This window comes from Duganella sp. S19_KUP01_CR8, assembly GCF_036688705.1.
Lineage (GTDB): Bacteria > Pseudomonadota > Gammaproteobacteria > Burkholderiales > Burkholderiaceae_D > Rugamonas.
Genome location: NZ_JAQQPR010000011.1, coordinates 117,107 through 143,184, shown reverse-complemented (window position 1 = coordinate 143,184; position 26,078 = coordinate 117,107). Strand labels below are relative to the sequence as shown.

Here is a 26,078-nt window from a genome sequence, read left to right as displayed (position 1 = left end):
GCGGTGCCGGTACAAGCCTTCAGCTTCGCCTTATTCCTGTTTTGCTACTACGCGCACGCCGGAACCTGGACCACTTACGCCACGCTGTTCTTTGCCGATAAAGGCATGACGGTGGCGCAGATTGGCGTGCTGATGTCGATGACCCAGGTACTGCGCATCGTCGGCCCCAACGTCTGGGGCTACGTCGCCGATCACTACGACCGCCGCGTGCTGGTGCTGCGCATGGCCGGCTTTGCCGCGCTGGTGGGATTCTCCGGCTTCTTCTTCGGCAGCACCTTCGCCCACTTCATGCTGGCCATGATCGTGCTGAACCTGTTCACCAGCGGCCAGGCGCCGATCTGCGAAGCGCTGATGCTGTCCGAGATGCGCGGCGACCTGACCTTCTATGGCCGCATCCGCATGTGGGGTTCGATCGGCTTCATCGTCTCGGTGACGCTGGCCGCGTACGCGCTGGAACACTACGGCATCATCGCCTTGCCGTGGGTGGCCGCCGCGCTGCTGGTGCTGACCATCGCCGCCGCGTTCCGCCTGCAGGACGTGCCGCGCCGCGTGCACAAGGTGGCGCCGCCGCCGTTGATGTCGCTGCTGCGCCGGCGCGAGGTGATCGCCTTCTTCTCGTCCACCGCGCTGATGGTGGCGGCCCACACTTCGCTGTACACCTTCTATTCGCTTTACCTTGAACGCAGCGGCTACAGCAAGACCGTGATCGGCGCCATGTGGTCGTTGGGCGTGCTGGCCGAGGTGCTGCTGTTCTACTTCCAGGCGCCGCTGTTCAAGCGCTGGGGCGCCAAGGTGATGATGTATGTGACGCTGGCGGCGGCGCTGGTGCGCTTCCTGATGATCGGCTTCGGCCCGCACGTGCTGTGGTTGCTGATCGTGGCGCAGGTGCTGCACGCGGCCACGTTCGCGCTGCATCACTCGTCGTGCGTGATGACTTTGCAGCGCTGGTTCTCCGGGCCTTTGCAGGCGCGCGGCCAGGCGCTGTACATGAGCATTTCATATGGCGTCGGCGGCTCGCTGGGCGGCTTGTTCCTGGCGCAGTGGTGGGAGAGGGCGGGGCCGGAGTCGGTGTACTACGTGGCGGCGGTGCTGGTGCTGTGCTCCGCGCTGGCTGCCGTGCTGTCCTACCGTTGGCAGCAGCGCGACAGCTATTAATTGCGGGTGGAGATGGCTTCCTGCTTGTGGCGGCGCTCGACCGCCTTGACCACCAGCGCGCGCATGTCGTTCAACAGCGAGAACTCGGTCTGGCTCAGCTGGATAGGCGGGAAGGAATCGTCCCAGTCGCCATACAGGAAGCCGGCCGGCTGGCCGTTGGCCGACAGCGGCAGGATCACGAAGCTGCGTGCTTCGGACAAGGAACTCTTCCACCACAACGGCAGCTTGGCGGCGAACTTGGCGTCGCGGGCGTTTTCAATGAAGATCACGCGGTCGCTGTTCAGGGCCGCGTGGAATACATTCGGTTCGTAGGCGTCGTCGAAAGTCAGCGCCGGCAGCAGCTCCCTGCTGCCTTCGCCGAAGCTGATCTTGGCGGTGTACTGGTTGTCCTTGCGGTTGCGCACAAACGCCACCGCGCGCGAGAAGTCCAGGCCTTTGTACACGGTTTCCAGCGCGATCTGCACCATCTGGCCGGGGTTGGCCGTCTCCAGCATGTCACGCATGTCGGCCAGGCCGCTGAGCAGGATCTTGTTGCCGGCGGCGCGCTGGCGCGTCTTGGCCAGCGCCTTGGCGCGGCGCTCGGCAGGGCGCGACAGCGGCGCGATGGTCAGGTCTGCCGCCGCCACCACCTTGGCCTGCTCGATGGCGTGCATCAGGTTGTCCGGTTCCACGCCCAGCATGGAGGAGTAGGCCTCGGCCAGTTGCTTGACCACGGCGGTGCCGTCGGGATCGTCGTGCCACAGCGATTCCGCGCACAGCGCCGACATCGTCGACAGGCCGGCGATCCAGTCCGAGGTGCTCACTTCGGCGCCCGGCGCCGGCGGCGCGACCTTGCGCATGCCGTTCACCAGCGTGCCGGGCAAACCCCAGTGCAGGGCGGCGGCGTGGCCGATTTCTTCCATCGTCAGGCCCAGCATTTCCGGCGCGATGTCGTCGATGTTGCGGCCTTCCTGGTCGGCGGCGCGCTGCAATTCGTTCCAGCGTTCCGGCATGTAGAAGGTCATCATCATCCGGCCCAGCGTGTGCAGCATCGAGCACACCACGGCTTCCTCGCCGTGGCGGCTTTCGGCCGTGTAGGCGATCTGCTGCGCCACGATCCCGGCCAGCACGGCCTTTTCCATTTCGATGTGGGCGATGGTGGCGTCGGGCGAGCCGGCGGCCAGTTCCTCGATCAGCTTCAGGCCCAGCGCCAGGTGGCCGATGGCCTCCGTGCCCAGCACCAGCACCGCCTTGGAGACGGTGTTGACATGCTGGCCGAAGGCCGAATACATGCCGCTGTTGGCCAGTCGTAGCACCTTTTGCGTTAGCACCGGATCGGACAGCACGGTGCGGGTCATATTGAATTCCTGGTCGTCCTCGCCGCGCATCGCGCCCAGGATGGCGGTGATGGCCTTGGCGAAACCGGGCATGTCGCCGCGCCGGCGGGTGCAATCCCACAGCGTCGCCAGCGTGGCGTCGCCCAGCGGGGTGCTGGCGGTGAAACGCGCCGTCATTGCGCCACCTGGCGCAGTTCGGCTGGCACCACTTTGACGTGGATGCTTTCCTTGAGCGCGGCCATGGCCACGTTGGCGGCCATCGGCTTGCCGGTCAGGTAGCCCTGGATGTACTGGCAGCCGCGCTGTTCCAGGTACTCCATCTGGCCTTCGGTTTCGACGCCCTCGGCCACCACCGACAAGTCGAGGTGCTTGGCGAGGTCGAGCACGGCGTTGCAGATGGCGCCGTCCTTTTGCGAACCGGGCAGGTCGCGGATGAAGGTGCGGTCGATCTTCAGTACGGAAATAGGGAAGCGCTTCAGGTAGGCCAGCGAGGAATAGCCGGTGCCGAAATCGTCAATGGCGATGCGGGCGTTGCGCTCCGCCATCTTGGACAGGATGGACTCGGCATGCACCGGGTCGATCATCAAAGTGCCTTCTGTAATTTCTAAAACCAATTGCTCACCAAGTAGGCCGGAGAAGGCGATCGCATCGTCCAGCACGTCGAGAAATTTATCGTTGCGGAATTGCCGCGGGCTGATATTAACAGAGATGTAGAGGCTGCGCTTGGCCACCTCTTCGAACTGTTTCAGCTGCACGCAGGCGGCTTTCAGCGCCCAGGCGCCCAGTAAATTGATGAGTCCGTTGGTCTCGGCGATCGGGATGAAGCGGGCCGGCGGCACCATGCCCAAGGTCGGATGCTTCCAGCGCATCAGCGTTTCGAAGCCCTGGATCTCGCGCGTGCGGGCGTCGACGATAGGCTGGTAGTACAGCAGGAACTCGCCCTCGCGCACCGCCTGGAACATGGCCGCTTCCAGCGAAATATCGTGCTCCGGCGGGCCGGACTGGGACTGGCTGTAGACCACGCAACGGGCCTTGCCGGTTTCCTTGGCGCGCGACATGGCGGCGTCGGCCAGCGCGACCAGCTTCACTTCGTCCTCGGCGTGTTGCGGATAGACCGCCACGCCGACCGAAGCGCCGACATAAATCGTGTGGTTCTCGATTTCAAACGGCGACTGCAAGGTGGCGATCAGGCGGCCGGTGACCAGCTTGATCTGCGCCTCGGTGGCGGTGCCGGGCAGCACGGCGACAAACTCGTCGCCGCCGACGCGGGCCAGCGTATCACTGTCGCGCAGGGTCTTGCGCAGGCGGGCGGCGGCGGTGCGCAGCACGGCGTCGCCGATCGGATGGCCGAGGCCGTCGTTGACTTTCTTAAAACCGTCCAGGCCGATGGTGGCGACCGAGAAGCCTTGTCCTGAACGGCGCGCGTTGGCGATCACCATGCGCATGCGGTCCGACAGCAGCAGGCGGTTGGGCAGTTCGGTCAGGGCATCGTGGGTGGCCATGTGGCGCAGGCGCTCTTCGGTGGCGTGCTGCACCGTCATGTCGCGGCCGACCACCAGCAGTTCGCTGGCGCCATGCTGGTTGGCGTAGCAGGAGATCCGCAGCTCGTGCCAGATCTCGGCGTCCGGTGTTTTGATGCGCGCTTCCAGCAGGCGGGACTGGCCCGATGCGCCCACTTCGGCCAGCAGGGCGGCCATCGGCGCCTGGTCGTCCAGCGACACCAGGCGCGGCAGCGTGTCACCAGCCAACGGCGTTTGACTGGCGATCAGGGTGACCGCGCGCTTGCTGGCAAACAGTATCTGCCCCAACTGATTCAGGCGGAAAACAACATCGCCCGCCTCTTCCATGAGGTTATCCAATTCATGACGCGGGGATGGGGCTGGGATACTGGAAAACATCGCGAGGATCTAATCTTTCATTTTATACATGTAACGTGGCTGCGCGAATCTTGCAAAACCAGAACGCAATGTATCACTGATGAGAGTGGAATTACATGAAAAATGACAACATCCGGGCTACTTTTACAGTTTTCTATTGAGTTGGGCTAAAAAATAGGCTGGGCAGAGGGGAGCGCACGGCTGTTTCGGGCAGCCGTGCGGGGGGATTCAGGCGAAGCGCGTGCCGAGCTCGGCAATGCGTTTTGCATAGTGCTGCGGGCCGATGTGCTGGATAAAGTGGATGGCGCCGCCGGTGTGGGCAGGGAATCCGAGCAGGCGCACGGAAACCAGGTCGGCCTCGTCGCTGCTGATCGCGCCACGGGTGACCTGATCCTGCGCGGTGATGGACAGCGCATATAAAAGGCGGTCCCGGATGTCGGCCAGGCCAGACACCGGCACCGGCGCAGCGGCGTCGGCCCTGCTCGGGATGTCGGTGGTGTCGGGCGGTGGCGGCAGGCCAGCGGCGCGGGCGGCGTTGCGCAGCAGCGCTTCCGGCACCGACTCGGACCGCAAGGTTTGCACCTCGTCGGCGTAGCGCTGGTGCAGCGCGGCGGCCAATTCCAATGTCGCCTTGGACGCCAGGTCGGCGCGGATCTGGCTCAGTCGCATCAGGTTGCGGGCCACCGGGCTGATCGCGGTCTGGCAGAAGTAACGGCTTTCGATCAGCAGCGCGCTGTCGAAGTCCACTTGCAGGCCTTCGACCATGGCGCACAGGATGGCTTCCGGCGCCGGTGCGTGGCCGCCGGTGCGCTCGCGCAGCATGGCGGGCGCCACTTGCAGCAGGGTCTGCACCGGCGCGGACGTGAGCGCGCCGCCGGGCAGGCGAAAGCCCTTGACGTCCCACGGCTGCACGGCTGGCGCGTCGGCCGCCATGGTGCCGTGCACCAGCTCGGCCACTTCTTCTTCGTTGTCGGCCACGGCGTGCAGCAGGCCGGCGCGCAGCGCCTGGTCGGCCGTCAGCGTCGCACCTTCCAGCAGCAGCGGCATGGCGGCCTGCAAGCCGGCCAGGCGCACGCTGCGGGCGATCTCACCCGCCACCGGCGCCACGCCGAGATGCACTTGCGGCAGGCTGAAGGTGGCGTCGTGCAGGCCGATGCGGTGATGGCAGGCCAGCGCCAGGCCCAGCGCATGGCCGCTGACGGCGCCGCCCAGCGTGGCGATCACCGGGATGCCCAGGCATTCCAGGCGCCGCAACAAAGCGTTGTAGGCGCCCAGCATATGCATGCAATCGCCGGCCTGGGCCGTTGTCAGCGACATCAGGTGTTCCACTTCGTGGTCGGAGTCGCCGGCGTCGGCGTGGAAGCCGATGATGACGCCGTGTAGCTCGCTGCGCTTGGCTTCCAGCTTGTCGATCAAGGCCGCCAGCTCGCGCTGGAACAAGCGGCTTAGCGGATTGATGGCGCGCGCGGACAACATGACGGTGATGGCGCCGCCGTTTTGATGTGTGGTGATCATGATCATGTCGTTCCGTTCACACGCGTTCGATGATGGTGGCGATGCCCATGCCACCACCGACGCACAGGGTAATCAGGCCGCGCTTGAGTTCGCGGGCTTCCAGTTCGTCCAGCAGGGTGCCGAGCAGCATGCAGCCGGTCGCGCCCAGCGGATGGCCGAGCGCGATGGCGCCGCCGTTGACGTTGACCTTTTCTTCCGGCACGCCGAGCTCCGTCATGAAGCGCATGACCACCGAGGCGAAGGCTTCGTTGACTTCGAACAGGTCGATGTCGGCGATGTCCAGCCCGGCTTTCAGCAGCGCCTTGCGGGCGGCCGGGGCAGGGCCGGTCAGCATGATGGTCGGATCGGTGCCGGTGACGGCGGTGGCCAGCACGCGCGCGCGCGGCTTCAGGCCGAGCCGGTTGCCGGCGGCCTTGCTGCCGATCAGCGCGAGCGCGGCGCCGTCGACGATGCCGGACGAATTGCCGGCCGTATGAATATGGTCGACCCGCGCCAGCTGCGGATATTTGCGCAGGGCCACGCTGTCGAAGCCCATCCTGCCGGCCGCCTCGAACGAGGGCTTCAGTCCGCTCAGCGTTTCGATGGTGGTGTTGGGCTTGATGAATTCGTCTTCGGCCAGGATCAGCACGCCGTTCTGGTCGAGCACCGGCACCACCGAGCGGAAGCGGCCGGCGGCGCGCGCGGCGGCGGCCTTCTGCTGCGAGCGCATGGCGTAGGCGTCGACCTGCTCGCGGGTGTAGCCGTCCAGCATGGCGATCAGGTCGGCGCCTATGCCTTGTGGCAGGAAATCGGTGTTGAGGCTGGTTTCGGGGTCCAGCGCCCAGGCGCCGCCGTCCGAACCCATGGCCACGCGCGACATCGACTCGACGCCGCCGGCCACCACCAGGTCTTCCCAGCCGGAACGCACTTTCTGCGCCGCCAGGTTGACCGCTTCCAGGCCCGAGGCGCAGAAACGGTTCAGTTGTACGCCCGCCACTTTCCAGTCCCAGCCGGCCGCCAGCGCGGCGATCTTGGCGATATCGGCGCCCTGGTCGCCGACCGGCGTGACGCAGCCGAGCACGACGTCGTCGATCAGCGAGGTGTCGAGTTTGTGGCGCGATTGCAGCTCGCGCATCAGGCCGGACAGCAGCGTAATCGGCTTCACGCTGTGCAAACTGCCGTCTTTCTTGCCCTTGCCGCGCGGGGTGCGGATGGCCTCGTACACATAGGCTTCGGTCATGGAATCTCCTTATCTGGACGAACATCATAGAGTGCAAACGACAACAAAGCAACTGCTTGCTTCGTGCCGGTATTTACGCTAGTCTGACCTGATAATAAGGGGACAGACCATGTTTGACAGCCACGAACATCAGGAATTACAACGCACACTGAAGCGCTTCATCGAGAGCGAAATCAATCCATACGTGGATGAGTGGGAGGAAGCCGGCATATTTCCGGCGCACGCCCTGTTCAAGAAAATGGGAGAGCTCGGTTTGCTGGGCTTGACCAAGCCGGTCGAGTACGGGGGACTGGGCCTCGACTACTCGTATTCGATGGCGATGGCCGAGACGCTGGGCCATGTCGATTGCGGCGGAATCCCGATGGCGATCGGCGTGCAGACCGATATGTGCACGCCGGCCCTGGCGCGTTTCGGCTCGGATGCCTTGCGGCGCGAATTCCTGGCGCCGGCCATCAGCGGCGAAATGGTGGGCTGCGTCGGCGTGTCGGAAGCGCATGCGGGATCGGACGTGGCGGCCATCAAGACCCACGCGCGCAAGGATGGCGGCGATTACATCATCAACGGCAGCAAGATGTGGATCACCAACAGCTTGCAGGCCGACTGGATGTGCGTGCTGGTCAACACCTCCGACGGCCCGGCGCACAAGAACAAGACGTTGGTGATGGTGCCGATGGATACGCCGGGCGTCTCGGTCGGCAAGAAGATCCGCAAGATCGGCATGAACGCCTCCGACACCGGCCTGATTTACTTCGACGAGGTGCGCGTGCCGCAGCGCCACGCCATCGGCGAGGAGGGGCAGGGCTTCGTCTACCAGATGCTGCAGTTCCAGGAGGAGCGGCTGTGGGCCGCCGCCAATGCGGTGCAGACGCTGGTCAACTGCATCGACCTGACGGTGGAATGGGCGCGCGAACGGGCGATTTACGGCGGCCGGCTGCTGGATAACCAGCATGTCTATTTTAAGCTGGCGGAATTGAAGACGGAAGTGGAGAGCCTGCGCGCGCTGACCTATCGCGCCGGGCAGCTATATATCAGCGGGCAGGATGTGACGGAGCTGGCGTCGATGTGCAAGCTGAAGGCCGGGCGCCTGCTGCGCATGGTGCCCGATGCGTGCATGCAGTTCTGGGGCGGCATGGGCTACAGCTGGGAGAACCGCGTGGCGCGCATGTTCCGCGACGGCCGGCTGATGTCGATCGCCGGCGGCGCGGATGAAGTCATGTTGGGCATCATCGCCAAGCAGATGGGCATCCTGCCCAAGAAGGAGAAAAAATGAATCCATTCGATACGCATGAAGTGCGCAACACGGTTGCGCCGTTTGAAAACATCAATCTGTATGCGGCCGATCCGGCCTTGCAGGAGGCATTGCTGCGCGAGGGCGGCGCCGATGCGGCCGAATCGCTGCACGCGCTGGGCGCGCAACTGGGCCAGGCCGAGGTGCTCGACCTGGCGCGCTTGGCCAATATGCACTCGCCCAAGCTGCGCAACTTCGACCGCAGCGGCAAGCGCGTGGACGAGGTGGAGTTCCATCCGGCTTGGCATAGCTTGATGACGCTGTTGATCGAGAACGGCGCGCACGCGTCGCCATGGCTGGGCGGGCCTGGCGCGCAGGTCGCGCGGGCGGCGCGCTACATGCTGTTCGGCCAACTGGAGAACGGCTCGCAATGTCCGGTGACGATGACGTATGCGTCGGTGCCGGCGCTGAAGCAGGCGCCGAAGATCGCCGCCAAGTGGCTGCCAAGGATCCTGTCGACGCAATATGATCCGCGCTCGCTGCCGGTCGAGCAAAAGCGCGGCGCCATCATCGGCATGGGCATGACGGAGAAGCAGGGCGGTTCCGACGTGCGCTCCAACACCACCCGCGCCGAGCCGGTGCTGCCGGCCGATGCGCGCGCGATGTTCGGTGATGAAGGAGAGGATGTGTACCGCATCGTCGGGCACAAATGGTTCTTCTCGGCGCCGCAGAGCGATGCGCACCTGATCCTGGCGCAGACCGATGATGCGGGCAGCGCAGGATTGTCGTGCTTCTTCCTGCCGCGCTACCTGCCGGACGGTAGCCGCAACCAGATCCGCGTGCAGCGCCTGAAGGACAAGCTGGGCAACCGCTCGAACGCCTCGTCGGAAGTGGAATTCACCGGCGCCTACGGCTGGTTGATCGGCAAGCCGGGGCGCGGCATCCCGACGATTTTGGAAATGGGCAGCCACACCCGCCTCGATTGCGTACTGGGTAGCGCTGGCACCATGCGCGCCGCGCTGACGCACGCGCTGCATCACGCGCGTGGACGCTCTGCGTTCGGCCGTCCGCTGTCCGAGCAGCCGCTGATGCAAAACGTGCTGGCCGACCTGGCGCTGGAATCGGAAGCCGCAACAGCCTTCGGCATGCGGCTGGCGCGCTGTTTCGACCAGGGTGACGATCCGGCGCAGGCGCTGCTGGCGCGCATCCTGACGCCGGCCGGCAAATACTGGATCTGCAAACGCGGCCCGGCCTTCGGCGCGGAGGCGATGGAGGTCATCGGCGGCAGCGGCTACGTCGAAGACGGCCCGCTGGCGCGCCTGTACCGCGAACTGCCCGTCAATTCGATCTGGGAAGGCTCCGGCAACGTCATGTGCCTTGACTTGCTGCGCGCCTTCGGCAAAACTCCTGCCGCGCGCGCAGCGTTGGCGGCCGAGCTGGCGTTGGCCGGCGAGTCCGATGCCGACTATGTCCGCTACACGCAAGCCTTGCTGGCCGATCTGGAACAACCGCAGTCCGACGAATTCGGCGCCCGCGTGCTGGCCGAGCGCGTTGTGCTGGCGGTGCAGGCGGGCCTGCTGCTGCGGCACGCGCCGGCGTATGTGTCGTCGGCGTTTGTCGCATCGCGGCTGGCGCGCGAACCGGGCGGCGCGTTCGGACGCTTGCCGGCGGGCGTCGATTGCGCCGCGATCCTGGCGCGGGCACTGGTTGAGTAAGCAGCTTGAATAAATTGGATAAATAGTTATGACGAATACAGCTCCTGTCGACAACCGCCGCGCCGATCTGGTGCGCGTGGCTGCGCGCCTGTTCCGCGAACGCGGCTTCGACGGCACCACCACGCGCGATATCGCCGATGCGGTCGGCATGCGCTCCGGCAGTCCGTTCTATCACTTCAAGAGCAAGCAGGAGATCCTCGCCGCCGTGATGGAGGAGGGCCTGGTGGCGGGGCTGCCGGCCGCCGAGCAGATCGCCGCCGGTGAACTGCCGCCGCGCGCCAAGTTCCAGGCGCTGGTGCGCGCGCACCTCGAGATCGTGCTGGGCGAGGGCCACGACTTCATTCCGGTGCTGCTGTACGACTGGCGCCGCCTGACGCCGGAGCTGCGCGAACGCGTGCAGGTGCTGCGCGACCGCTACGATCAGCTGTGGCAGGACGTGGTGAACGAACTATCGGCCGCCGGCCTGCTGCGCAGCGATAGCGCGGTCGCCCGCCTGCTGCTGATGGGCGCCATTAACTACAGCGTGTTGTGGTACAAGCCGGGCCAGGGATCGAACCTGGACCAGATAGCGGAAGAGGCGGTCGCCATGTTTCTGGGACCTGAGGCCTAGTATAATGACCGGCACATACCGACTAAAAAGAGCAAACAATGAAACAAGATCCGCGTTTTCCTAATCTGTTCATCACCGACCATCCGCTGATCCAACATAAACTGAGCCACATGCGCGCCAAGGATACGTCGACCCGTACCTTCCGCGACCTGCTCAAGGAAATCACGCTGCTGATGGGTTACGAGATCACCCGCGACCTGCCGCTGACCACCCGCACCATCGAAACCCCTTTGATGACCATCGACGCGCCGGTCATCGCCGGCCGCAAGCTGGCCATCGTTCCTATCCTGCGCGCCGGCATCGGCATGAGCGACGGGCTGCTGGACCTGGTGCCGTCGGCCCGCGTCGGCCACATTGGCGTGTTCCGCGATCCGGAAACCCACCAGCCGGTGGAATACCTGGTGCGCCTGCCGGACACGGTTGAACGTACCTTCATCCTGTGCGACCCGATGGTGGCGACCGGAAATTCGGCCGTGCATGCGGTCGACGTACTGAAAAAGCGCGGCGTGACCGACGAACAGATCATCTTCCTGGCGCTGGTGGCGGCGCCGGAAGGCATCACAGTGTTCCAGAATGCCCATCCTGGCGTAAAAATCTACTGCGCCTCGCTGGATTCGCACCTGAACGACCACGCTTATATCGTCCCGGGCCTGGGCGATGCCGGCGACCGCATCTTCGGCACCAAGTAAACATCATGGCGATGCCTGAGGATCCAGCCTTCCGTGCCCGACTGGCGGCGTTGAGCGAAAAATTCGCCGCGACCGTGCCGGGGACGCTCGAACAGATCACCCAGGCGTTCGCCGTCTGCCAGGCATCCGGGGACGAGTTGCCGCCGGATGCGCATCTGCATCAGCTCCACGAATTGCTGCATGGCGTGGCCGGATCGGCCGGGACCTTTGGTTTTGCCATGTTTGGGCAACAAGCGCGGCGCATCGAACAGATGGTGCGCGGCGTTTTGGCCGACCATACAGGCTGGCCTGCGGTGGTGCCGGAGGTGGAAAAGCTGCTGAAATGGGCTGCCCGTGACGCGCATGCAACAACTTATGAGTAAACGTGCGCTTGATCCAGCTCAAGTCGCGTACTATTAAGTTGTCTATAGTGTTACATACGCCCGGACTTACGAGTGTTGAGCGATGGAAAGTTATCTTTTAGGCTGTGTTCTACCAAAAAAAGGATGGCTTTGCATTTATTTTCGTGAAAGCGTGTTTTTCTCTCGTAAATGGGTATAATGCGGGATCGTTTAGATTCAAGAGTAGTGCAGTTAGTCTGTCATTTCTTTCTTGCCTCAAACGATATCACGGGCGCAAGCCCAACTTAACTGAAATAGGAATTGTAATGGCAACTGGTATCGTAAAATGGTTCAATGATTCGAAGGGCTTCGGCTTTATCACCCCTGACGAAGGCGGCGAAGATCTGTTCGCTCACTTCTCGGCGATTCAGTCCGCAGGCTTCAAGTCGCTGCAAGAGAACCAACGCGTTTCTTTTGAAGTGACCGCTGGTCCTAAGGGCAAGCAAGCTTCGAACATTCAGCCAATCTAATACGCTGAATCTAACGAAATAAAGAAATCCTCGGTATCCGAGGATTTTTTTTCGCCCGCGTTTTTGTGCGGGCGGCCCAAACGGCATCATTTCCAGGATTTGCGCCAGTAGTCCGGCTGCGCATAGGTGTGCCGCAGGAAGTCCACGAAGGCGCGTATCCGCAGCGGCAAGTGACGGCGCTGCGCGAACACCGCATAAATATCGTTGCCCGGCGCGGCATGCTCGTTGAGCACGGTTTGCAGCTTGCCCGCTTCGATCTCATTTCCCACTTCCCACATCGAGCGCCACGCCAGGCCTTTGCCGGCCAGCGCCCAGTCGTGCAGCACCTGGCCGTCGTTGCTGCCCATGTTGCCGTTGACCTTCATCACCACGTTCTTGCCGTTGTCGCGGAAGGTCCAGCCGCGCTGGCTGCCTTCGCTGCTGATCGCCAGGCAGTTGTGCTTGGCCAGGTCGGCCAGCGTTTTCGGCTCGCCGTGGCGCTTGAGGTAGGAGGGCGCGGCCACCACCACCCGTTCGTTGTCGGCCAGCTTGACGCTGACCAGGTTGGAATCGGACAGGCTGGCGATGCGGATCGCGACGTCGATGCCTTCGCCGACGATGTCCACCACGCGGTCGCTCATGTTGAGCGTGACGCTGACATCGCGGTGCTCGGCCAGGAAGGAGGGGATCAACGGCGCCACGTGCTGGCGTCCGAAACCGGCCGGGGCCGAGATCATCAGGTGCCCCGTGGCGTGCGCGCTACGTTCGGCGACGGCGGTTTCCGCTTCCTCCAGCTCGGCCAGGATGCGCTGGCAATCCTCCAGAAAGGCCGCGCCCTCGTTGGTCAGCGCCAGTTTGCGCGTGGTGCGTTGCAAAAGTTTGACACCCAGACGGCTTTCCAGCGCGTCCAGGCGGCGTCCTATCATGGCGGGCGCAATGCCCTCGGCCCGCGCGGCGGCCGACAGGCTGCCCTTGGACACTACTTCTACGAAGGTGGAAATCTGTCTGAATTGACCCATGGAAAGCCTAGCCCGTCATTTGTGATAAAAACGCATAGATGATGTGATTTTTAGTCTCGTTTGCATAACTTATTAGTGAATATACTGTAAAACATATCAAGGCGTAACTGAGTCTGCACACTAAAAGAATCAACGTGCAACAAGAAGGCCAGTGCTTATAATTTGATCTTGTAGTTAATATTTTCTTTCGGAGAGACCTCATGACGCAGTCCACCATCAATCTGCCGGCAGGCATGGAAATCACGGGCGAGATCAAGCCTGGCTACGAAAACATCCTGACCACCGAGGCACTGTCGCTGGTGGTCAAGCTGACCCGCGAGTTCGAAGCTCGCCGTCAACAATTGCTGGCCGTGCGCGTCGAACGCGCCAAGCGCCTGGACGCCGGCGAGCGTCCCGACTTCCTGGCCGAGACCGCGCACATCCGCGCCGGCGACTGGAAGATCGCCCCGATTCCGAAGGCGCTGGAATGCCGCCGCGTGGAAATCACCGGCCCGGTCGAGCGCAAGATGGTCATCAACGCCTTCAACTCGGGCGCCGACAGCTACATGACCGACTTCGAAGATTCGAACACGCCGAACTGGGACAACCAGATCACCGGCCAGATCAATATGTTCGACGCTGTGCGCCGCACCATTTCGCTCGAGCAGAACGGCAAGTCCTACAAGCTGAACGACAAGATCGCCACCCTGGTGGTGCGCCCACGTGGCTGGCACCTGGACGAGAAGCACGTGCTGGTCGACGGCAAGCGCATTTCCGGCGGCATCTTCGACTTCGCGCTGTTCATGTTCCACAACGCCAAAGAGCAGCTGGCGCGCGGCGCCGGTCCATACTTCTACCTGCCGAAGATGGAATCGCACCTGGAAGCGCGCCTGTGGAACGACATCTTCGTGATGACGCAAAACGAACTGGGCCTGCCACAGGGCACGATCAAAGCCACCGTGCTGATCGAGACCATCCTGGCCGCCTTCGAGATGGACGAAATCCTGTACGAACTGCGCGAACACAGCTCGGGCCTGAACGCCGGCCGTTGGGACTACATCTTCTCGTGCATCAAGAAGTTCAAGCTGGACAAGGACTTCTGCCTGGCCGACCGCGCCAAGGTGACGATGACCGCGCCGTTCATGCGCGCCTACGCCTTGCTGTTGCTGAAGACCTGCCACAAGCGCAACGCGCCGGCGATCGGCGGCATGGCCGCGCTGATTCCGATCAAGAACGATCCGGAGAAAAACGAGATCGCCATGGGCGGCGTGCGCAACGACAAGGCGCGCGACGCCACCGACGGCTACGACGGCGGCTGGGTTGCCCACCCGGGCCTGGTGGAACTGGCGATGACCGAGTTCACCAAAGTACTGGGCGACAAGCCTAACCAAATCGACAAGCAGCGTCCGGACATCGACGTGACCGCCGCGCAGCTGCTGGACTTCAAGCCGGAAGCGCCGATCACCGAAGCCGGCCTGCGTTACAACATCAACGTCGGTATCCACTACCTGGGCAGCTGGCTGGCAGGCAACGGTTGCGTGCCTATCCACAACCTGATGGAAGATGCGGCCACGGCGGAAATCAGCCGTTCGCAAGTATGGCAATGGATCCGTTCGGACAAGGGCGTGCTGGAAGACGGCCGTAAAGTGACCGCCGACATGGTGCGCGCAATGATCAAGGAAGAGCTGGTCAAAGTGCAGCGCGATGCGCCGGGCGGCGACGGTCCGACCTACGTGCGCGCCGGTCACATCTTCGAAGAGATGTCGACCTCGACCGAGTTCGCGGAGTTCCTGACCCTGCCGCTGTACGAAGAGATCTAACCAAGAAAAAGACAACGGCCCGCAAGGGCCGTTTTCAATTAGAAGTCATTTTTCCACAAGCGCAGCGCGGTGAAGGTGGCCAGCGGCGTATCGATGCGGTCCAGCCGTCCGGCCTGCACCAATTGTTCTGCGATGGCCGGTTCGCGGTAGCGCAGGAAGGGATTGGTCGCCTTTTCCACGCCTATCGTGCTCGGCACCGTCGGCAGGTTGTGCTCGCGCTTGTCGGTCTCCACCTTGACCCGTTCCTGCAGGGCCACATTGTCCGGCTCCACCACGCGCGCGAAGCGCAGGTTGGACAGCGTATATTCGTGGGCGCAGTAGACCTTGGTATCATCTGGTAGTGCGGCCAGTTTGCCCAGTGAGCTGATCATCTGGGCCGGCGTGCCTTCGAACAGGCGGCCGCAGCCGCCGGCAAACAGCGTGTCGCCGCAGAACAGCCAGGTCGGCGCATCGTCGGACGCTTCGCGCACGTAAGCGATGTGGCCCATGGTGTGGCCGGGCACGTCGAGCACCGACAGCCGCAGCGGCAGGCCGGGTACGTCGAACACCTTGCCTTCGCCGACCGGTAAAGTGACCGCGGCAATGGTCTCGTTGCGCGGACCGAAAACGGGAACCTGATAATGCTGTAATAATTCAGGGACGCCGCCAATATGGTCAGCATGGTGATGGGTGAGTAGAATGGCGGTGAGCTTGAGTCCGTTTGCTTCGAGCGCAGCCCGGATGGGCTTGGCGTCACCGGGGTCGACGGCGACGGCGTTGACGCCGTCATGGATCAGCCACAGATAGTTGTCGTGGAACGCGGGAACCGTCAGAACGCTGAGTGCTTGAGTAGATGAATTGGTCATTGGATCGCAAAAAGGCTAGGCATGGACAAGGCAGGATCTGAGAAATCCATTATAGCGCTGGAAGGCTGGCTGCAAACGCCCGCCGGTGTGTACTTGCGTGAGTGGGAACAAACCTGTCTCGATAATTTAACAGCCGATATCTTCGGTTTCAACGCGGTGCAGATCGGCATGCCTCAAATCGATGCACTGGCCGCCAACCGCATGCCGTACAAGTTCCTGGTCGACCGCAAAGTGCGCGCCGTCACCGATGCCGCGCAGCGTCCGGTTGCGCTGACGCTCGACTGCACCGAGCTGCCGTTCGCTTCGCAATCGATCGACCTGGTGGTGCTGCCGCATGTGCTGGAATTTTCCACCGATCCGCACCAGGTGCTGCGCGAGGTCGAGCGGGTGCTGATCCCGGAAGGGCAGGTCATCATCTGCGGCTTCAACCCGGCCAGCCTGTGGGGCGCGCGCCACGTGCTGCGGCGCGTCGGCGGTACCTCCTTCCTGCCGCGCACGGAGGAGTTGATCTCTATGCCGCGCATGAAAGACTGGTTAAAATTATTGAATATGGGCGCCAGCCAGAGTCACTTCGGCTGCTACGCGCCGGCCTGCCGCACAGAAAAGTGGCTGCATCGCTACGCATTCATGGATAATGCCGGGCCGCGCTGGTGGCCGTACTTGGGCGGCGTCTATATCGTGCAGGCGATCAAGCGCGTGAAAGGCATGCATTTGATCGGTCCGGCTTGGACCAAAAAAACGGCGTCGGCCCCCGCGGTCGTGCCGGCAACAAATAAAAGGCGGGAACAGCAGGATGGATAAGGTAGAGATTTTTACGGACGGCGCATGCAAGGGTAATCCCGGCCTCGGCGGCTGGGGCGCGTTCCTGGTGGCCGAAGGCGCCGAGAAGGAAATTTGCGGCGGCACCCGCGACACCACCAACAATCGCATGGAATTGCAGGCGGTGATCGAAGCGCTCAACGCACTCAAGCGCCCGTGCATGGTCACGCTGCACACCGACAGCCAGTATGTGCAAAAAGGCATCAGCGAATGGATACACGGCTGGAAAGCGCGCGGCTGGAAGACCGCCGCCAAGGAGCCGGTCAAGAACGAGGACCTGTGGCGCGCGCTGGACGCCGCGCAGGCCATGCACACCGTCGAATGGCGCTGGGTGCGCGGCCACAACGGCCATCCGGGCAACGAACGGGCCGACATGCTGGCCAATCGCGGCGTCGAACTGGCACGCGGCCGTTGAGCGGCAGCGGCCTGTTATACTCCTCCGTCCAGATGTAGCCACCACAGAACACTATGCGCCAAATCGTACTCGATACCGAAACCACCGGTATCAACCCCAAACTGGGCAACCGCGTCATCGAGATCGGTTGCGTCGAGCTGAATAACCGCATGCTGACGGGGAATAACTTCCACGTCTACATCAACCCGGAACGCGAGTCGGAAGAGGGCGCGCTGAACGTCCACGGCCTGACCACGGAGTTCCTGAGTGATAAGCCGAAATTCCACCAGATCGTCGAAGATCTGCGCGCCTACATCCAGGGCGCCGAAGTCATCATTCACAATGCGCCGTTCGACCTGGGTTTCCTGAATCACGAATTCAAGCTGTTGAACTTGCCGGACTTTTCCAGCCACATCGGCGGCGTGATCGACACGCTGGTGCAGGCCAAGGAGCTCCATCCGGGCAAGCGCAACTCGCTCGACGCGCTGTGCGACCGCTACGGCGTGTCGAACTCGCACCGCAAGCTGCACGGCGCGTTGCTCGATGCCGAGCTGCTGGCCGACGTCTACCTGTCGATGACGCGCGGGCAGAACAGCCTGGGCATGGACGCGGAAGAGGAAGTGGTGGCCGGCGCCGAGTTGCTGGAGCCGGTGCCGCTGGCCGACATCATCTTCCTGCCGGCCTCGGACGACGAGCTGGCGGCGCATGCGGCCACCTTGGCGGGGCTGGACAAGGCCGTCAAAGGGCAGTGCATCTGGACCGCGACGACCGCTCCGCCGGCCGCCGCGTAAAAAGATCGATAGAATTTTCGCCCATGGCCTTCCCCTGCGGGCAGGTTGTATGCGATAATTCGCCCCGCTTCGGGAGGTTAGCTCAGGGGTAGAGCACTGCATTCACACTGCAGGGGTCGCAAGTTCGAAACTTGCACTTCCCACCAGAATTCAGCAAGAAAATCAAAGGCCTGCGTCAATCTGACGCGGGCCTTTTTTGCTTGTTGGCATGAAGAGTACGGAAAAGTGCGGATGATTTTTCCTGTTTGTATTCTTCGGCAGCATGTGAGCTATCTAGTAGATTGTTCGGTCGTATTCCCAATCGACAGTCGTCTGCGCTTACGCGTCGGATTAATTGCAGGCGGCGTTCGAAAGGGTCTGGAAGACACGGGCTCCGCCAGCCCGTCCCTTTGCCTATTTAGACTTGTTCGGCGAATCGTAGGGTGTGACGAAGCAGATGGGGGGGCTTGGGTTCAAGGTGCAGTCTCAGGAACGATTGATAGTGAAGTTCATGGTGAAGGTTCAAGCCAGCCCAAATGTCTTTCTCAGGCTAGAGTCGACCGGGCCGGCAGGCATGAAACGGCGCAATTTACTCAACAGCGATGCCTCTCCAGCGGGCGTGCGGCGCATGCGCCAGGCACCCAGGGCAGCTTCGACGATCGTGTTGGCCACCCCGGATGGGGCAGGTGCGTCGCTGACAGTATTGGCGACGGTGCGCGCTGCCAGATCCCGTTCGCGGTCGTAGTCCGGGATTCTGGAATTGGCCTGAGGCGAGTTGGCGTCCAGATTGGTCTTGGTAAAGGACGGCGCGACCAGTGTGACGCGGATCCCGAACTGGCGCACCTCATGATCCAGGCTCTCGGACAATCCCTCCACTGCATGCTTGGAGGCCGAATACAGTCCCATGTACGGTGCCGGCAGAAAGCCGAGCACCGAGCTGACATTGACAATTCTTCCCTGGCCCTGTGCTCGCATGTGCGGGAGCACTGCCTGGGTAGTGCGCAAGATGCTCAATACATTGGTGTCGAACAGCGATGCGGCTTCGCTGGTGGTCGTCTCCTCCACCGCGCCGATCAGGTTCATGCCCGCGTTGTTGACCAGGACATCGATGCGGCCGGCCTGACCGAGGACCATGTTGATCCCACGTTGAACCGCCGCGTCGTCGCGCACATCCATCTCGATGAGTGTGACGCCGGGCAGCGGCTTGGCGTTGGCGATACTACGCACGGTACCGAACACCTGGCATCCTTGTTTTGTGAATTTTTCTGCGGCGGCACGTCCGATGCCTGATGACACGCCGGTAATAATGACAACAGTAGATTTCGACATGAAAAATCCTTTCGATTTGTGTGGATATTTAAGAAGAGCAAATCAGTGCGCCGTTACGGCGTGCAGGCTGCGATGCGGCTCTGCTTTCGTGGTCGGACCGATCTTGAACCAAATGGAATACATGGCTGGCAGGAACACCAGAGTCAGCACTGTCCCGGCGAAGGTCCCACCGATCAGCGTATAGGCGAGCGTGCCCCAGAACACCGAATGGGTCAGCGGAATGAAGGCCAGGATTGCCGCCAACGCGGTCAGGATCACGGGACGAGAACGCTGCACGGTGGCCTCGACCACAGCCTGGAATGGATCCAGGCCCGCCTGTTCGTTATGGTGTATCTGTCCGATCAGGATCAGCGTGTTGCGCATCAGGATGCCCGACAGCGCAATCAACCCGACCAGCGCATTGATGCCGAATGGCTGCTGGAACAAGATCAAGGTCGGTACCACGCCGATCAATCCCAGCGGGCTGGTCAGGAACACCATGACCATCGCGGAAATCGAGCGCACCTGGAATATGATGATCAGCAGGGTAATCGCCAGCATGATCGGGAACAGTGGCAGCATCGCTTTCGTCGCCTTGCCAGACTCCTCGATCGAGCCAGCCTCCTCGATACGGTAGCCGCTTGGCAGCTTGTCCATGATGGGCTGCAGCTGCCCGGTGATGGCGGCGGATACGTCCGGTGGTTGCAAACCATCGGCAATGTCGCCTCGCACGGTCATGGTCGGCATCCGGTCGCGGCGACGGATGATCGGTTCCTCTGCGCGCACATCGACCTTGCCCACCTGCGATAGCGGGATGTGTTGCCCTCCCGCGCCGGTCAGTGTGAAGTCGGCAATCTTGGCTGGGTCGAGGCGGTTGCCGCCGGCAGACCGGGCCACAACTTGCACCGTACGGATATCTTCACGTACCGTGGTCACCGGCACACCGCTCAGCAGGAATTGCAGTTGCTGCGCGACGGCGGTGGAGGTCAGGCCGACGGCCTGCAACCGATCCTGCTGCAGTGTGAAATGCAGTGTAGGCGTGCGGGTGCCCCAGTCGTTATTCACAGTACGCATCATCGGACTTGCTTCCATGACTTGTTGCACCTCTGCCGCGATGCTGCGTAGCTTGTCCGTATCTGGTCCGGTGACCCGGTAAGCAACTGGGTATGGCGAGTAAGGGCCAAACACCAATTTGGTGACACGCACGCGCGCTTCCGGTGCGAGGCCGGCGGAAACCGCCATGCGCAAGCGCTGCTTCAACGCGTCGCGCTCATTCTGGTTATCGGTGCGGATCACGATCTTTGCGAACGACGGGTCAGGCAGTTCAGGCCCCATGGCCAGGTAGAAGCGCGGAGCCCCCTGGCCAACGTAGGCGGTGACGATCTTCGCTTCTGCCTGTTTGGACAGCCATGCTTCCACCTTCGCTGCGGCCGCACTGGTTTGCACAATCGACGCACCATATGGCATCTGTACCTCGACCAGGACTTCCGGACGATCAGAGATCGGGAAGAATTGTTTCTTGACCACGGCCATGCCCAGAATCGCCAGGATGAACAGTCCTACCACCGCACCTGCAACCGGCCATTTGCGGGTGATGACGCGCTTCAGTATCTGACGGAAGCGGTTATAGCGCGGGGTGTTGTAGAGCGCGTCGTGGCCGCCCTCGACCTGTTTGAGTTCGGGCAGCAGTTTGACGCCGAGGTAAGGGGTGAAGACCACGGCGACCACCCACGAGGCAATCAGTGCGATGCCAACGATCCAGAACATATTGCTGGTGTACTCCCCCGCAGTGGAGCGCGCGAAGCCATTGGGCATGAAGCCAACCGCCGTGACCAGTGTGCCCGACAGCATAGGCGCAGCGGTATGGCTCCAGGCGTAGGCGGACGCGCCGATACGGCTGTAGCCTTCTTCCATCTTCACCACCATCATTTCGATGGCGATGATGGCGTCGTCCACCAGCAGGCCCAGTCCCAGAATCAATGAGCCCAGCGTGATGCGGTCAAAGTTCTTGCCAGTGGCGGCCATTACAATGAAGACCACCGCCAAGGTCAACGGCACAGCTGCAGCAACCACGATGCCGACGCGCCAGCCCATGCTGGCAAAACACACCACCATCACCACCAGTAGCGCAACGAAGAACTTGACCATGAATTCATCGACCGCCGAACTGATGTTGACGGCCTGATCGGTGACCTTGGTCAGTCCCATGCCGAGTGGCAGTTCGGCATTGATCGCGCCCACCTCTTGATCGAGTGCCTTGCCGAGGTCGCGCCCGTTCCAACCGTCACGCATAACGATGCCGAGCAGCAGGGCAGGCTCGCCGCCGTTCCGCAGCATGAAGGTTGCAGGGTCTTCATAGCCGCGCTTGATCGTGGCGATGTCCGACAGTTTCAAGGTACGACCTTGCGCAACGACGGGTGTATCGCGGATCTTCTGCAATTCATCGAAAGCGCCGTCGAGGCGAATGAATACTTGCGGCCCCTTGGTTTCCACCGAGCCGGCCGGCGTCAGGACATTCTGATTGTTCAGCGCGGCGAACACTTCCTGCGGGCTGACTCCCAAGGTCGACAGGCGTTCATGCGAGAACTCGACAAAGACGCGCTCGGATTGTTCGCCAACGATGTTGACCTTTTTAACGCCCGGCACATGCAGCAGGCGTTGACGTAGCGTCTCGGCATCCCGCACCAGCAAGCGCTGCGGCTCGCCCTTGGCCTTCAGCGCGAACAGCGCAAAAGTAACGTCCGCATATTCGTCGTTGACCATGGGGCCGATCACGCCAGTTGGCAGGTTGCCGGCTTCATCGCCGGCTTTCTTGCGCGCCTGGTAGAACTGTTCCTGCACTTCTGCCGGCGGTGTGCTGTCCAGCAGCGTCAAGGTTGTGAACGCCAATCCCGGCCGGGTGTAGGTTTCGCTACGCTCATACCAGCGCAACTCCTGCAGCCGCTTCTCGATCTTTTCGGCGACCTGGTCCTGCATCTCTTGCGCGGTTGCGCCTGGCCAGGCGGTGACCACGGTCATTACCTTGACCGTGAAAGCGGGATCTTCTGCACGTCCCAATTTAAAGAACGAAACGATCCCAGCTACGGAGATCAGGAAAATCAGGAACAATGTGACGGAGCGCTCGCGTACGGCAAGCGCTGACAGGTTGAAACGACTTGCGCTCATGGTTGCGCTCCTGCGCCCGCTGCAGCTTGGCCGGCGACACGCACTTGCGCGCCGTCGCGCAGCAGGTGCGCGCCAAGTGCAACGATCCGCTCACCTTGCTTGAGTTGAGCGGTGATTAGCGCGGTGTCGTCGCCCAAACGCTGGACTGTAACCGGACGCCAGTTGACTTTGGTCGGTTGGCCCTGAATCACCCAGACACCTGGCCCCTTGCCAGCGTCAAACAGCGCGCCTAGTGGTACCGGCCAGGCGCTCTGCGGAGCGGACTGCACATCCCGGATTTGGATAGTCACCGTGGCGCCGAGCGGCGCGTTGGCCAACTCGCCCTCCAGCACATAGCGCGCCTCAAAAGTACGTGTGAGGCGGTCTGCTGTATCCGAAAGCTGCCTTAGTTTGGTCGGAGCAGCTGCGCCATCCTTGCCAAAAAGCGCGGCCAACCCGGTCGAGCCGATCGCAGGACGTAGCGTTTCGGGGAGTTGAATGATGGCCTCGCGGCGGCCTGCATGGGCGATACGTATGACCGCCTGTCCTGCGCCGACGACCTGGCCGGGTTCGACCAGTGTTTCCATGACGACGCCATCAGCGTCCGCCACCAGTTCGGCATAGCGGCTGGCGTTGCGCGCCACTTCGGCTTGGGCTTCGGCTGCTTTCAGCTGGGCTTTCGCAGCATCGGCAGCGGCCGAGATTTGGTCATAAGCAGACGCCGAAATTGCGCCGGTGCCACGCAGGTCGCGGTAGCGTGCTTCGTCCTGCGCCGTTTGCTGCGCGCGGGCGCGGGCAGCCGCGACCGCTTCTTGTTGGGCTAGAGCGGTGAGTTTTAGATCGACCGGATCAATGCGCATCAGTGCTTGGCCGCGCTTTACGGTTTGGCCAGTATCCACCAAGCGCTCCAGCACTTTACCGGCGACCCGAAAGCCCAGATCACTTTGCACCCTGGCGGCGACGGTTCCGGTGAACGCCCGTGCAGCAAGCGCCGCTTCCTTGACGATTGCGGCGCGCACCAACGGGGCATCGGTACGTGGGTCAGATAGCTTTTTCTCGCCGCAGGCGACCAGCATCAGCGGCAATACGGACATGACAGCGGAGAAAATGAGGCGACGGCGAAGCATAGAAATCCCGTAAATGAACAAAACAGGATTTCATTTTGAGACTAGTGACTAAATATGTCAATAGTCACCGTCGTTTCTTCATGATCATCTTGACAAGCTTCGTAGCACCAGGCTCGATAGTTGAGCCGGCGCGTCGTCGGTGGAGTCAAAGCTGTATTGCAACAGCAGCGGATTGAGGTAAGGGCGCATGACCAGGTAAATGGCATTCGCCGCCTCGTCCAGTGGCGTCTTTCGCTCGAAATCGTCGGTTTCCCGGCCCAGGCGCAACACCTCCTGCAGCATTTGTTGGATACGCAATTCGTAGTCCCGCACGGCTTCCCAATGCTCGGTGGCGGCAGACGCCGCGATGTCATATAGCTTCCGATCTTCAGAGAATAATTGCATGCTGGATTCAACAATCGCCTTGAACATGCGGCGTAGCTTCTCTGGAGCCCGGTCTGCGCTGTCAATGGCTGCCCTGATATCGGTTTCGATTTCGCGCAGGCAGTTTGCGCAGATGAGTTCTCCGATGGCTTGTTTGGACTCGAAAAACTTGTAAATATACGCCTTGGAAAAGCCGATGGCTTTAGCCAGGTCGGAGACGGTGGTCTTTTCATAGCCGTACAGGCGGAAGTGTGCGGTAGCGGCGGAAACGATTTGATCGCGTACTTCGTGATCGACAGGGCCGCGGGCGGCGCTCTGATTGGTGGTGGGTTTAGTCATGTCCGACAGCTTAATGCTAGTCGTTGATTTGCACAACAAGTGACCAATACGTGATATAGTCACCATGACTTCTTCACTATGCGAAAAATCCTATGCTACTCAAACGCACACTCATTTCGTTCGCCGTCGCTTGCATTGCCACCGGTTGTGCGGTCGGACCTGACTACGTCCGTCCCGACATGCGCTTGCCGGATCGCTACCTTGGACAAGCAGCCGTCGAGCAAAGACACGCCAGTGCCGGTACCGAATTCGCCACGTGGTGGGCCGGCTTTGGCGATCCGCAACTTACGCGCTTCGTCACGCTTGCATTGGAACAGAATCTGGATCTCGCGCAGGCGTCCGCCCGGGTCGCGCAGGCACGCGCCGGACTTGGAGCGGCCAATGCAGCGCTGCTGCCATCGGGCTCCGTCAATGCGCAAGCGGCGCGCGCCTACCAATCGGTGGAAACGCCGCTGGGACAAGTGCTTAACGCCCAGCCAAATTTTGAGCGCTATGGAAACGCGTACGAAGCCAACCTCGGCATCGGTTGGGACCTCGACCTATTTGGCGGCTTGCGTCGCGGGCGCGAGGCCGCGCTTGCAGAGTATCAGGCATCGGCTGCCGGGGCGGCGGCGACGCGGTTGGCGGTCGCAGCGGAGACTGCCGACATCTACATCGGCATTCGCGGCCTGCAAACCCGCCTTGACGTAGCTCGCAATCAGGTCAAGACACAACAAGAACTGCTGGCGACGATCAATTTGCTGTATGGCAAGGGGCTGGTCGCGGAACTGCAGGTGCGGCAGGTCGAAGGCGCGCTGGCTCAGGTGAGGGCGGCGGTGCCGGTACTGGAGGCTGGATTGGAAACGGCCATGAATTCGCTGGATGTGATGCTGGGCACCGCACCTGGAACGTATCGGGAGGAGTTGGCGATTGCGCGCGCGATTCCGGCTGCGCCACAGATCGCAGCCACCGGTACACCCGGAGATTTGTTGCGCCGCCGGCCGGATCTGATCGTTGCCGAACGCCGCCTCGCCGCCTCGAACGCGCGCATCGGCATGGCCATCTCCGAGTTTTACCCGAAGCTGTCCTTCGGCGGGATGATAGGTGGCGCGACATCGGTCTCTGGCGGCAATCTGTTCACCGGCGGCGCCAGCCAAGGCTCCGGCGTGCTGGGGCTGCGCTGGCGGCTGTTTGACTTCGGCCGCATCAATGCGCAAATTGATCAGGCCAAGGGGCAGGAGGCGGAGGCGCTGTCCGCTTACCGGCTGGCGGCGCTGCGGGCTACCTCGGACGTGGAAAACGCGCTGTCGGATCTGGTCAAGCGTGAAGGGCAGGCCGCCATGCTGGGGCAAGGCGTGGACTCCCTGGGCTTTGCAAGGAAGGCATCGTTCGCCGCTTATCAGAAAGGCGTGGTTAGCTTGATCGAAGTCCTCCAGGCCGACGAGAACTTGCTGCGGGCCTCGGACATGCGGGCGCAAGCGCAAACTGAGTCCGCACGTGCGGCGGTTGCTGCTTTCAAGGCGCTTGGCGGTGGTTGGCAATCTTCGCAAACCGACGCGGTGGCGCTGCGCTGAATACCGGAAGCCGGCGGGGATAGCGTTGTTTAATCTCCGCCCAATTCGCTTTACATGTTACTGCCAGCTAGGGAATGAATCGCCACGACTATTGTAGACATTCCTGAGCCATAATTTAGGCAAAGCTGATCCACGGAGGTGCCATTCATTTGTGCGGCCGTCAGCAGATCACTTTTCGCACGTGGCCGGGTACCGCCTGAGTAATTTGTCCGTGCGGGTTTTGCACTGAGGTGTTGCCCGAAAGCTTAGACTTGTTCGCGCGTGAGTTCTGGCAGTTACACCGTTTCGATGGCATTGTGGGAAATCCAGCGTATCAACGCCGTGTCAAAGAAAATTTGGAGGGCGAGTACGGAGTCAGTACGGAGTCTCTCGGGATTTCTCGGGAGTCGTCAATCGCAGGCTCTCCCAATGAAGCCCGTCCTTGGGCCGCTCCTACTGTCTCGTA

The 26,078-nt window shown here is 62.1% G+C and carries 22 protein-coding genes and 1 tRNA gene; 13 read left to right on the top strand and 10 right to left on the bottom strand.

Annotation, left to right across the window (positions count from 1 at the left end; genetic code table 11):
* The first annotated feature begins 3 nt into the window (after positions 1–3).
* Positions 4–1,155, top strand: coding sequence for an MFS transporter (locus V6M89_RS13295; RefSeq protein WP_332853608.1), 1,152 nt, complete (start codon positions 4–6; stop codon positions 1,153–1,155).
* Here V6M89_RS13295 and V6M89_RS13290 read toward each other — a convergent pair.
* The 4 genes from V6M89_RS13290 to V6M89_RS13275 all read right to left on the bottom strand — a co-directional run bounded on the left by V6M89_RS13290 (position 1,152) and on the right by V6M89_RS13275 (position 7,082).
* The gene (locus tag V6M89_RS13290; RefSeq protein ID WP_332853607.1) at positions 1,152–2,648 is read right to left on the bottom strand and encodes an HDOD domain-containing protein; all 1,497 of its coding nucleotides are present in this window, start codon (positions 2,646–2,648) and stop codon (positions 1,152–1,154) included. The genes V6M89_RS13295 and V6M89_RS13290 overlap by 4 nt on opposite strands.
* The gene (locus tag V6M89_RS13285) at positions 2,645–4,318 is read right to left on the bottom strand and encodes a putative bifunctional diguanylate cyclase/phosphodiesterase (RefSeq protein ID WP_332853606.1); all 1,674 of its coding nucleotides are present in this window, start codon (positions 4,316–4,318) and stop codon (positions 2,645–2,647) included. The genes V6M89_RS13290 and V6M89_RS13285 overlap by 4 nt, the downstream gene beginning before the upstream one ends.
* Positions 4,319–4,576: 258 nt before the next feature.
* A complete protein-coding gene (locus V6M89_RS13280) occupies positions 4,577–5,863 on the bottom strand; it encodes an enoyl-CoA hydratase-related protein (RefSeq protein WP_332853605.1) in 1,287 nt (428 codons plus the stop codon).
* 16 nt (positions 5,864–5,879) lie between these two features.
* Positions 5,880–7,082: an acetyl-CoA C-acetyltransferase gene (locus tag V6M89_RS13275; protein ID WP_332853604.1), complete on the bottom strand. Its 1,203-nt coding sequence runs from the start codon at positions 7,080–7,082 to the stop codon at positions 5,880–5,882.
* A 109-nt stretch (positions 7,083–7,191) separates the two neighbouring features.
* On the opposite strand from V6M89_RS13275, the gene V6M89_RS13270 reads away from it, so the two are divergent.
* The 6 genes from V6M89_RS13270 to V6M89_RS13245 all read left to right on the top strand — a co-directional run bounded on the left by V6M89_RS13270 (position 7,192) and on the right by V6M89_RS13245 (position 12,174).
* Positions 7,192–8,352 (top strand): acyl-CoA dehydrogenase family protein, encoded by a 1,161-nt coding sequence (locus tag V6M89_RS13270; protein WP_332853603.1) that lies wholly within the window; start codon positions 7,192–7,194, stop codon positions 8,350–8,352.
* Positions 8,349–10,025, top strand: a complete 1,677-nt coding sequence (locus tag V6M89_RS13265) for an isovaleryl-CoA dehydrogenase (protein ID WP_332853602.1) — start codon at positions 8,349–8,351, stop codon at positions 10,023–10,025. The genes V6M89_RS13270 and V6M89_RS13265 overlap by 4 nt, the downstream gene beginning before the upstream one ends.
* Positions 10,026–10,053: 28 nt before the next feature.
* Complete coding sequence (locus tag V6M89_RS13260; protein ID WP_116990832.1) at positions 10,054–10,635, top strand: TetR/AcrR family transcriptional regulator; 582 nt, start codon at positions 10,054–10,056, stop codon at positions 10,633–10,635.
* Positions 10,636–10,673: 38 nt separating this feature from the next.
* Entirely contained in the window at positions 10,674–11,324 is a 651-nt protein-coding gene (upp, locus tag V6M89_RS13255; RefSeq protein ID WP_332853601.1) for a uracil phosphoribosyltransferase, read from the top strand.
* Positions 11,325–11,329: 5 nt separating this feature from the next.
* A complete protein-coding gene (locus tag V6M89_RS13250; RefSeq protein ID WP_332853600.1) occupies positions 11,330–11,686 on the top strand; it encodes an Hpt domain-containing protein in 357 nt (118 codons plus the stop codon).
* Between the two features lie 284 nt (positions 11,687–11,970).
* Positions 11,971–12,174, top strand: coding sequence for a cold-shock protein (locus V6M89_RS13245; RefSeq protein WP_020703630.1), 204 nt, complete (start codon positions 11,971–11,973; stop codon positions 12,172–12,174).
* Between the two features lie 86 nt (positions 12,175–12,260).
* Here the strand turns inward: V6M89_RS13245 and V6M89_RS13240 are convergent, their stop codons facing one another.
* Complete coding sequence (locus V6M89_RS13240) at positions 12,261–13,172, bottom strand: LysR family transcriptional regulator (protein WP_332853599.1); 912 nt, start codon at positions 13,170–13,172, stop codon at positions 12,261–12,263.
* Positions 13,173–13,372: 200 nt separating this feature from the next.
* Here V6M89_RS13240 and aceB point away from each other — a divergent pair, with 200 nt between their 5' ends.
* Complete coding sequence (gene aceB, locus V6M89_RS13235; protein WP_332853598.1) at positions 13,373–14,971, top strand: malate synthase A; 1,599 nt, start codon at positions 13,373–13,375, stop codon at positions 14,969–14,971.
* A gap of 38 nt (positions 14,972–15,009) precedes the next feature.
* On the opposite strand, the gene gloB is transcribed toward aceB, so the two are convergent.
* Entirely contained in the window at positions 15,010–15,816 is an 807-nt protein-coding gene (gloB, locus tag V6M89_RS13230) for a hydroxyacylglutathione hydrolase (RefSeq protein WP_332853597.1), read from the bottom strand.
* A 21-nt stretch (positions 15,817–15,837) separates the two neighbouring features.
* On the opposite strand from gloB, the gene V6M89_RS13225 reads away from it, so the two are divergent.
* From V6M89_RS13225 to V6M89_RS13210, 4 genes are all read left to right on the top strand, one after another.
* Complete coding sequence (locus V6M89_RS13225) at positions 15,838–16,617, top strand: class I SAM-dependent methyltransferase (protein ID WP_116990826.1); 780 nt, start codon at positions 15,838–15,840, stop codon at positions 16,615–16,617.
* Positions 16,610–17,050, top strand: coding sequence for a ribonuclease HI (rnhA, locus tag V6M89_RS13220; protein ID WP_116990825.1), 441 nt, complete (start codon positions 16,610–16,612; stop codon positions 17,048–17,050). Before V6M89_RS13225 ends, rnhA begins: the two co-directional genes overlap by 8 nt.
* Before the next feature lie 53 nt (positions 17,051–17,103).
* Positions 17,104–17,820, top strand: a complete 717-nt coding sequence (gene dnaQ, locus V6M89_RS13215) for a DNA polymerase III subunit epsilon (protein WP_332853596.1) — start codon at positions 17,104–17,106, stop codon at positions 17,818–17,820.
* Between the two features lie 71 nt (positions 17,821–17,891).
* Positions 17,892–17,966: transfer RNA gene (locus V6M89_RS13210), tRNA-Val, on the top strand.
* 355 nt (positions 17,967–18,321) lie between these two features.
* On the opposite strand, the gene V6M89_RS13205 is transcribed toward V6M89_RS13210, so the two are convergent.
* From V6M89_RS13205 to V6M89_RS13190, 4 genes are all read right to left on the bottom strand, one after another.
* The gene (locus V6M89_RS13205) at positions 18,322–19,128 is read right to left on the bottom strand and encodes an oxidoreductase (RefSeq protein WP_332853595.1); all 807 of its coding nucleotides are present in this window, start codon (positions 19,126–19,128) and stop codon (positions 18,322–18,324) included.
* A gap of 42 nt (positions 19,129–19,170) precedes the next feature.
* Positions 19,171–22,272, bottom strand: coding sequence for an efflux RND transporter permease subunit (locus tag V6M89_RS13200; RefSeq protein ID WP_332853594.1), 3,102 nt, complete (start codon positions 22,270–22,272; stop codon positions 19,171–19,173).
* Positions 22,269–23,378: an efflux RND transporter periplasmic adaptor subunit gene (locus V6M89_RS13195; RefSeq protein ID WP_332853593.1), complete on the bottom strand. Its 1,110-nt coding sequence runs from the start codon at positions 23,376–23,378 to the stop codon at positions 22,269–22,271. Before V6M89_RS13195 ends, V6M89_RS13200 begins: the two co-directional genes overlap by 4 nt.
* 84 nt (positions 23,379–23,462) lie before the next feature.
* The gene (locus tag V6M89_RS13190; RefSeq protein WP_332853592.1) at positions 23,463–24,080 is read right to left on the bottom strand and encodes a TetR/AcrR family transcriptional regulator; all 618 of its coding nucleotides are present in this window, start codon (positions 24,078–24,080) and stop codon (positions 23,463–23,465) included.
* Positions 24,081–24,172: 92 nt separating this feature from the next.
* Here V6M89_RS13190 and V6M89_RS13185 point away from each other — a divergent pair, with 92 nt between their 5' ends.
* Positions 24,173–25,633 (top strand): TolC family protein, encoded by a 1,461-nt coding sequence (locus V6M89_RS13185; protein WP_332853591.1) that lies wholly within the window; start codon positions 24,173–24,175, stop codon positions 25,631–25,633.
* The last annotated feature ends 445 nt before the right edge of the window (positions 25,634–26,078 follow it).

Coding starts and splice junctions, on each gene's coding strand:
- V6M89_RS13290 (WP_332853607.1), bottom strand. CDS start 2,648: ATGACGGCGCGTTTCACCGCCAGCACCCCGCTGGGCGACGCCACGCTG.
- V6M89_RS13285 (WP_332853606.1), bottom strand. CDS start 4,318: ATGGAAGAGGCGGGCGATGTTGTTTTCCGCCTGAATCAGTTGGGGCAG.
- V6M89_RS13280 (WP_332853605.1), bottom strand. CDS start 5,863: ATGATCACCACACATCAAAACGGCGGCGCCATCACCGTCATGTTGTCC.
- V6M89_RS13275 (WP_332853604.1), bottom strand. CDS start 7,082: ATGACCGAAGCCTATGTGTACGAGGCCATCCGCACCCCGCGCGGCAAG.
- V6M89_RS13270 (WP_332853603.1), top strand. CDS start 7,192: ATGTTTGACAGCCACGAACATCAGGAATTACAACGCACACTGAAGCGC.
- V6M89_RS13265 (WP_332853602.1), top strand. CDS start 8,349: ATGAATCCATTCGATACGCATGAAGTGCGCAACACGGTTGCGCCGTTT.
- V6M89_RS13260 (WP_116990832.1), top strand. CDS start 10,054: ATGACGAATACAGCTCCTGTCGACAACCGCCGCGCCGATCTGGTGCGC.
- upp (WP_332853601.1), top strand. CDS start 10,674: ATGAAACAAGATCCGCGTTTTCCTAATCTGTTCATCACCGACCATCCG.
- V6M89_RS13250 (WP_332853600.1), top strand. CDS start 11,330: ATGGCGATGCCTGAGGATCCAGCCTTCCGTGCCCGACTGGCGGCGTTG.
- V6M89_RS13245 (WP_020703630.1), top strand. CDS start 11,971: ATGGCAACTGGTATCGTAAAATGGTTCAATGATTCGAAGGGCTTCGGC.
- V6M89_RS13240 (WP_332853599.1), bottom strand. CDS start 13,172: ATGGGTCAATTCAGACAGATTTCCACCTTCGTAGAAGTAGTGTCCAAG.
- aceB (WP_332853598.1), top strand. CDS start 13,373: ATGACGCAGTCCACCATCAATCTGCCGGCAGGCATGGAAATCACGGGC.
- gloB (WP_332853597.1), bottom strand. CDS start 15,816: ATGACCAATTCATCTACTCAAGCACTCAGCGTTCTGACGGTTCCCGCG.
- V6M89_RS13225 (WP_116990826.1), top strand. CDS start 15,838: ATGGACAAGGCAGGATCTGAGAAATCCATTATAGCGCTGGAAGGCTGG.
- rnhA (WP_116990825.1), top strand. CDS start 16,610: ATGGATAAGGTAGAGATTTTTACGGACGGCGCATGCAAGGGTAATCCC.
- dnaQ (WP_332853596.1), top strand. CDS start 17,104: ATGCGCCAAATCGTACTCGATACCGAAACCACCGGTATCAACCCCAAA.
- V6M89_RS13205 (WP_332853595.1), bottom strand. CDS start 19,128: ATGTCGAAATCTACTGTTGTCATTATTACCGGCGTGTCATCAGGCATC.
- V6M89_RS13200 (WP_332853594.1), bottom strand. CDS start 22,272: ATGAGCGCAAGTCGTTTCAACCTGTCAGCGCTTGCCGTACGCGAGCGC.
- V6M89_RS13195 (WP_332853593.1), bottom strand. CDS start 23,378: ATGCTTCGCCGTCGCCTCATTTTCTCCGCTGTCATGTCCGTATTGCCG.
- V6M89_RS13190 (WP_332853592.1), bottom strand. CDS start 24,080: ATGACTAAACCCACCACCAATCAGAGCGCCGCCCGCGGCCCTGTCGAT.
- V6M89_RS13185 (WP_332853591.1), top strand. CDS start 24,173: ATGCTACTCAAACGCACACTCATTTCGTTCGCCGTCGCTTGCATTGCC.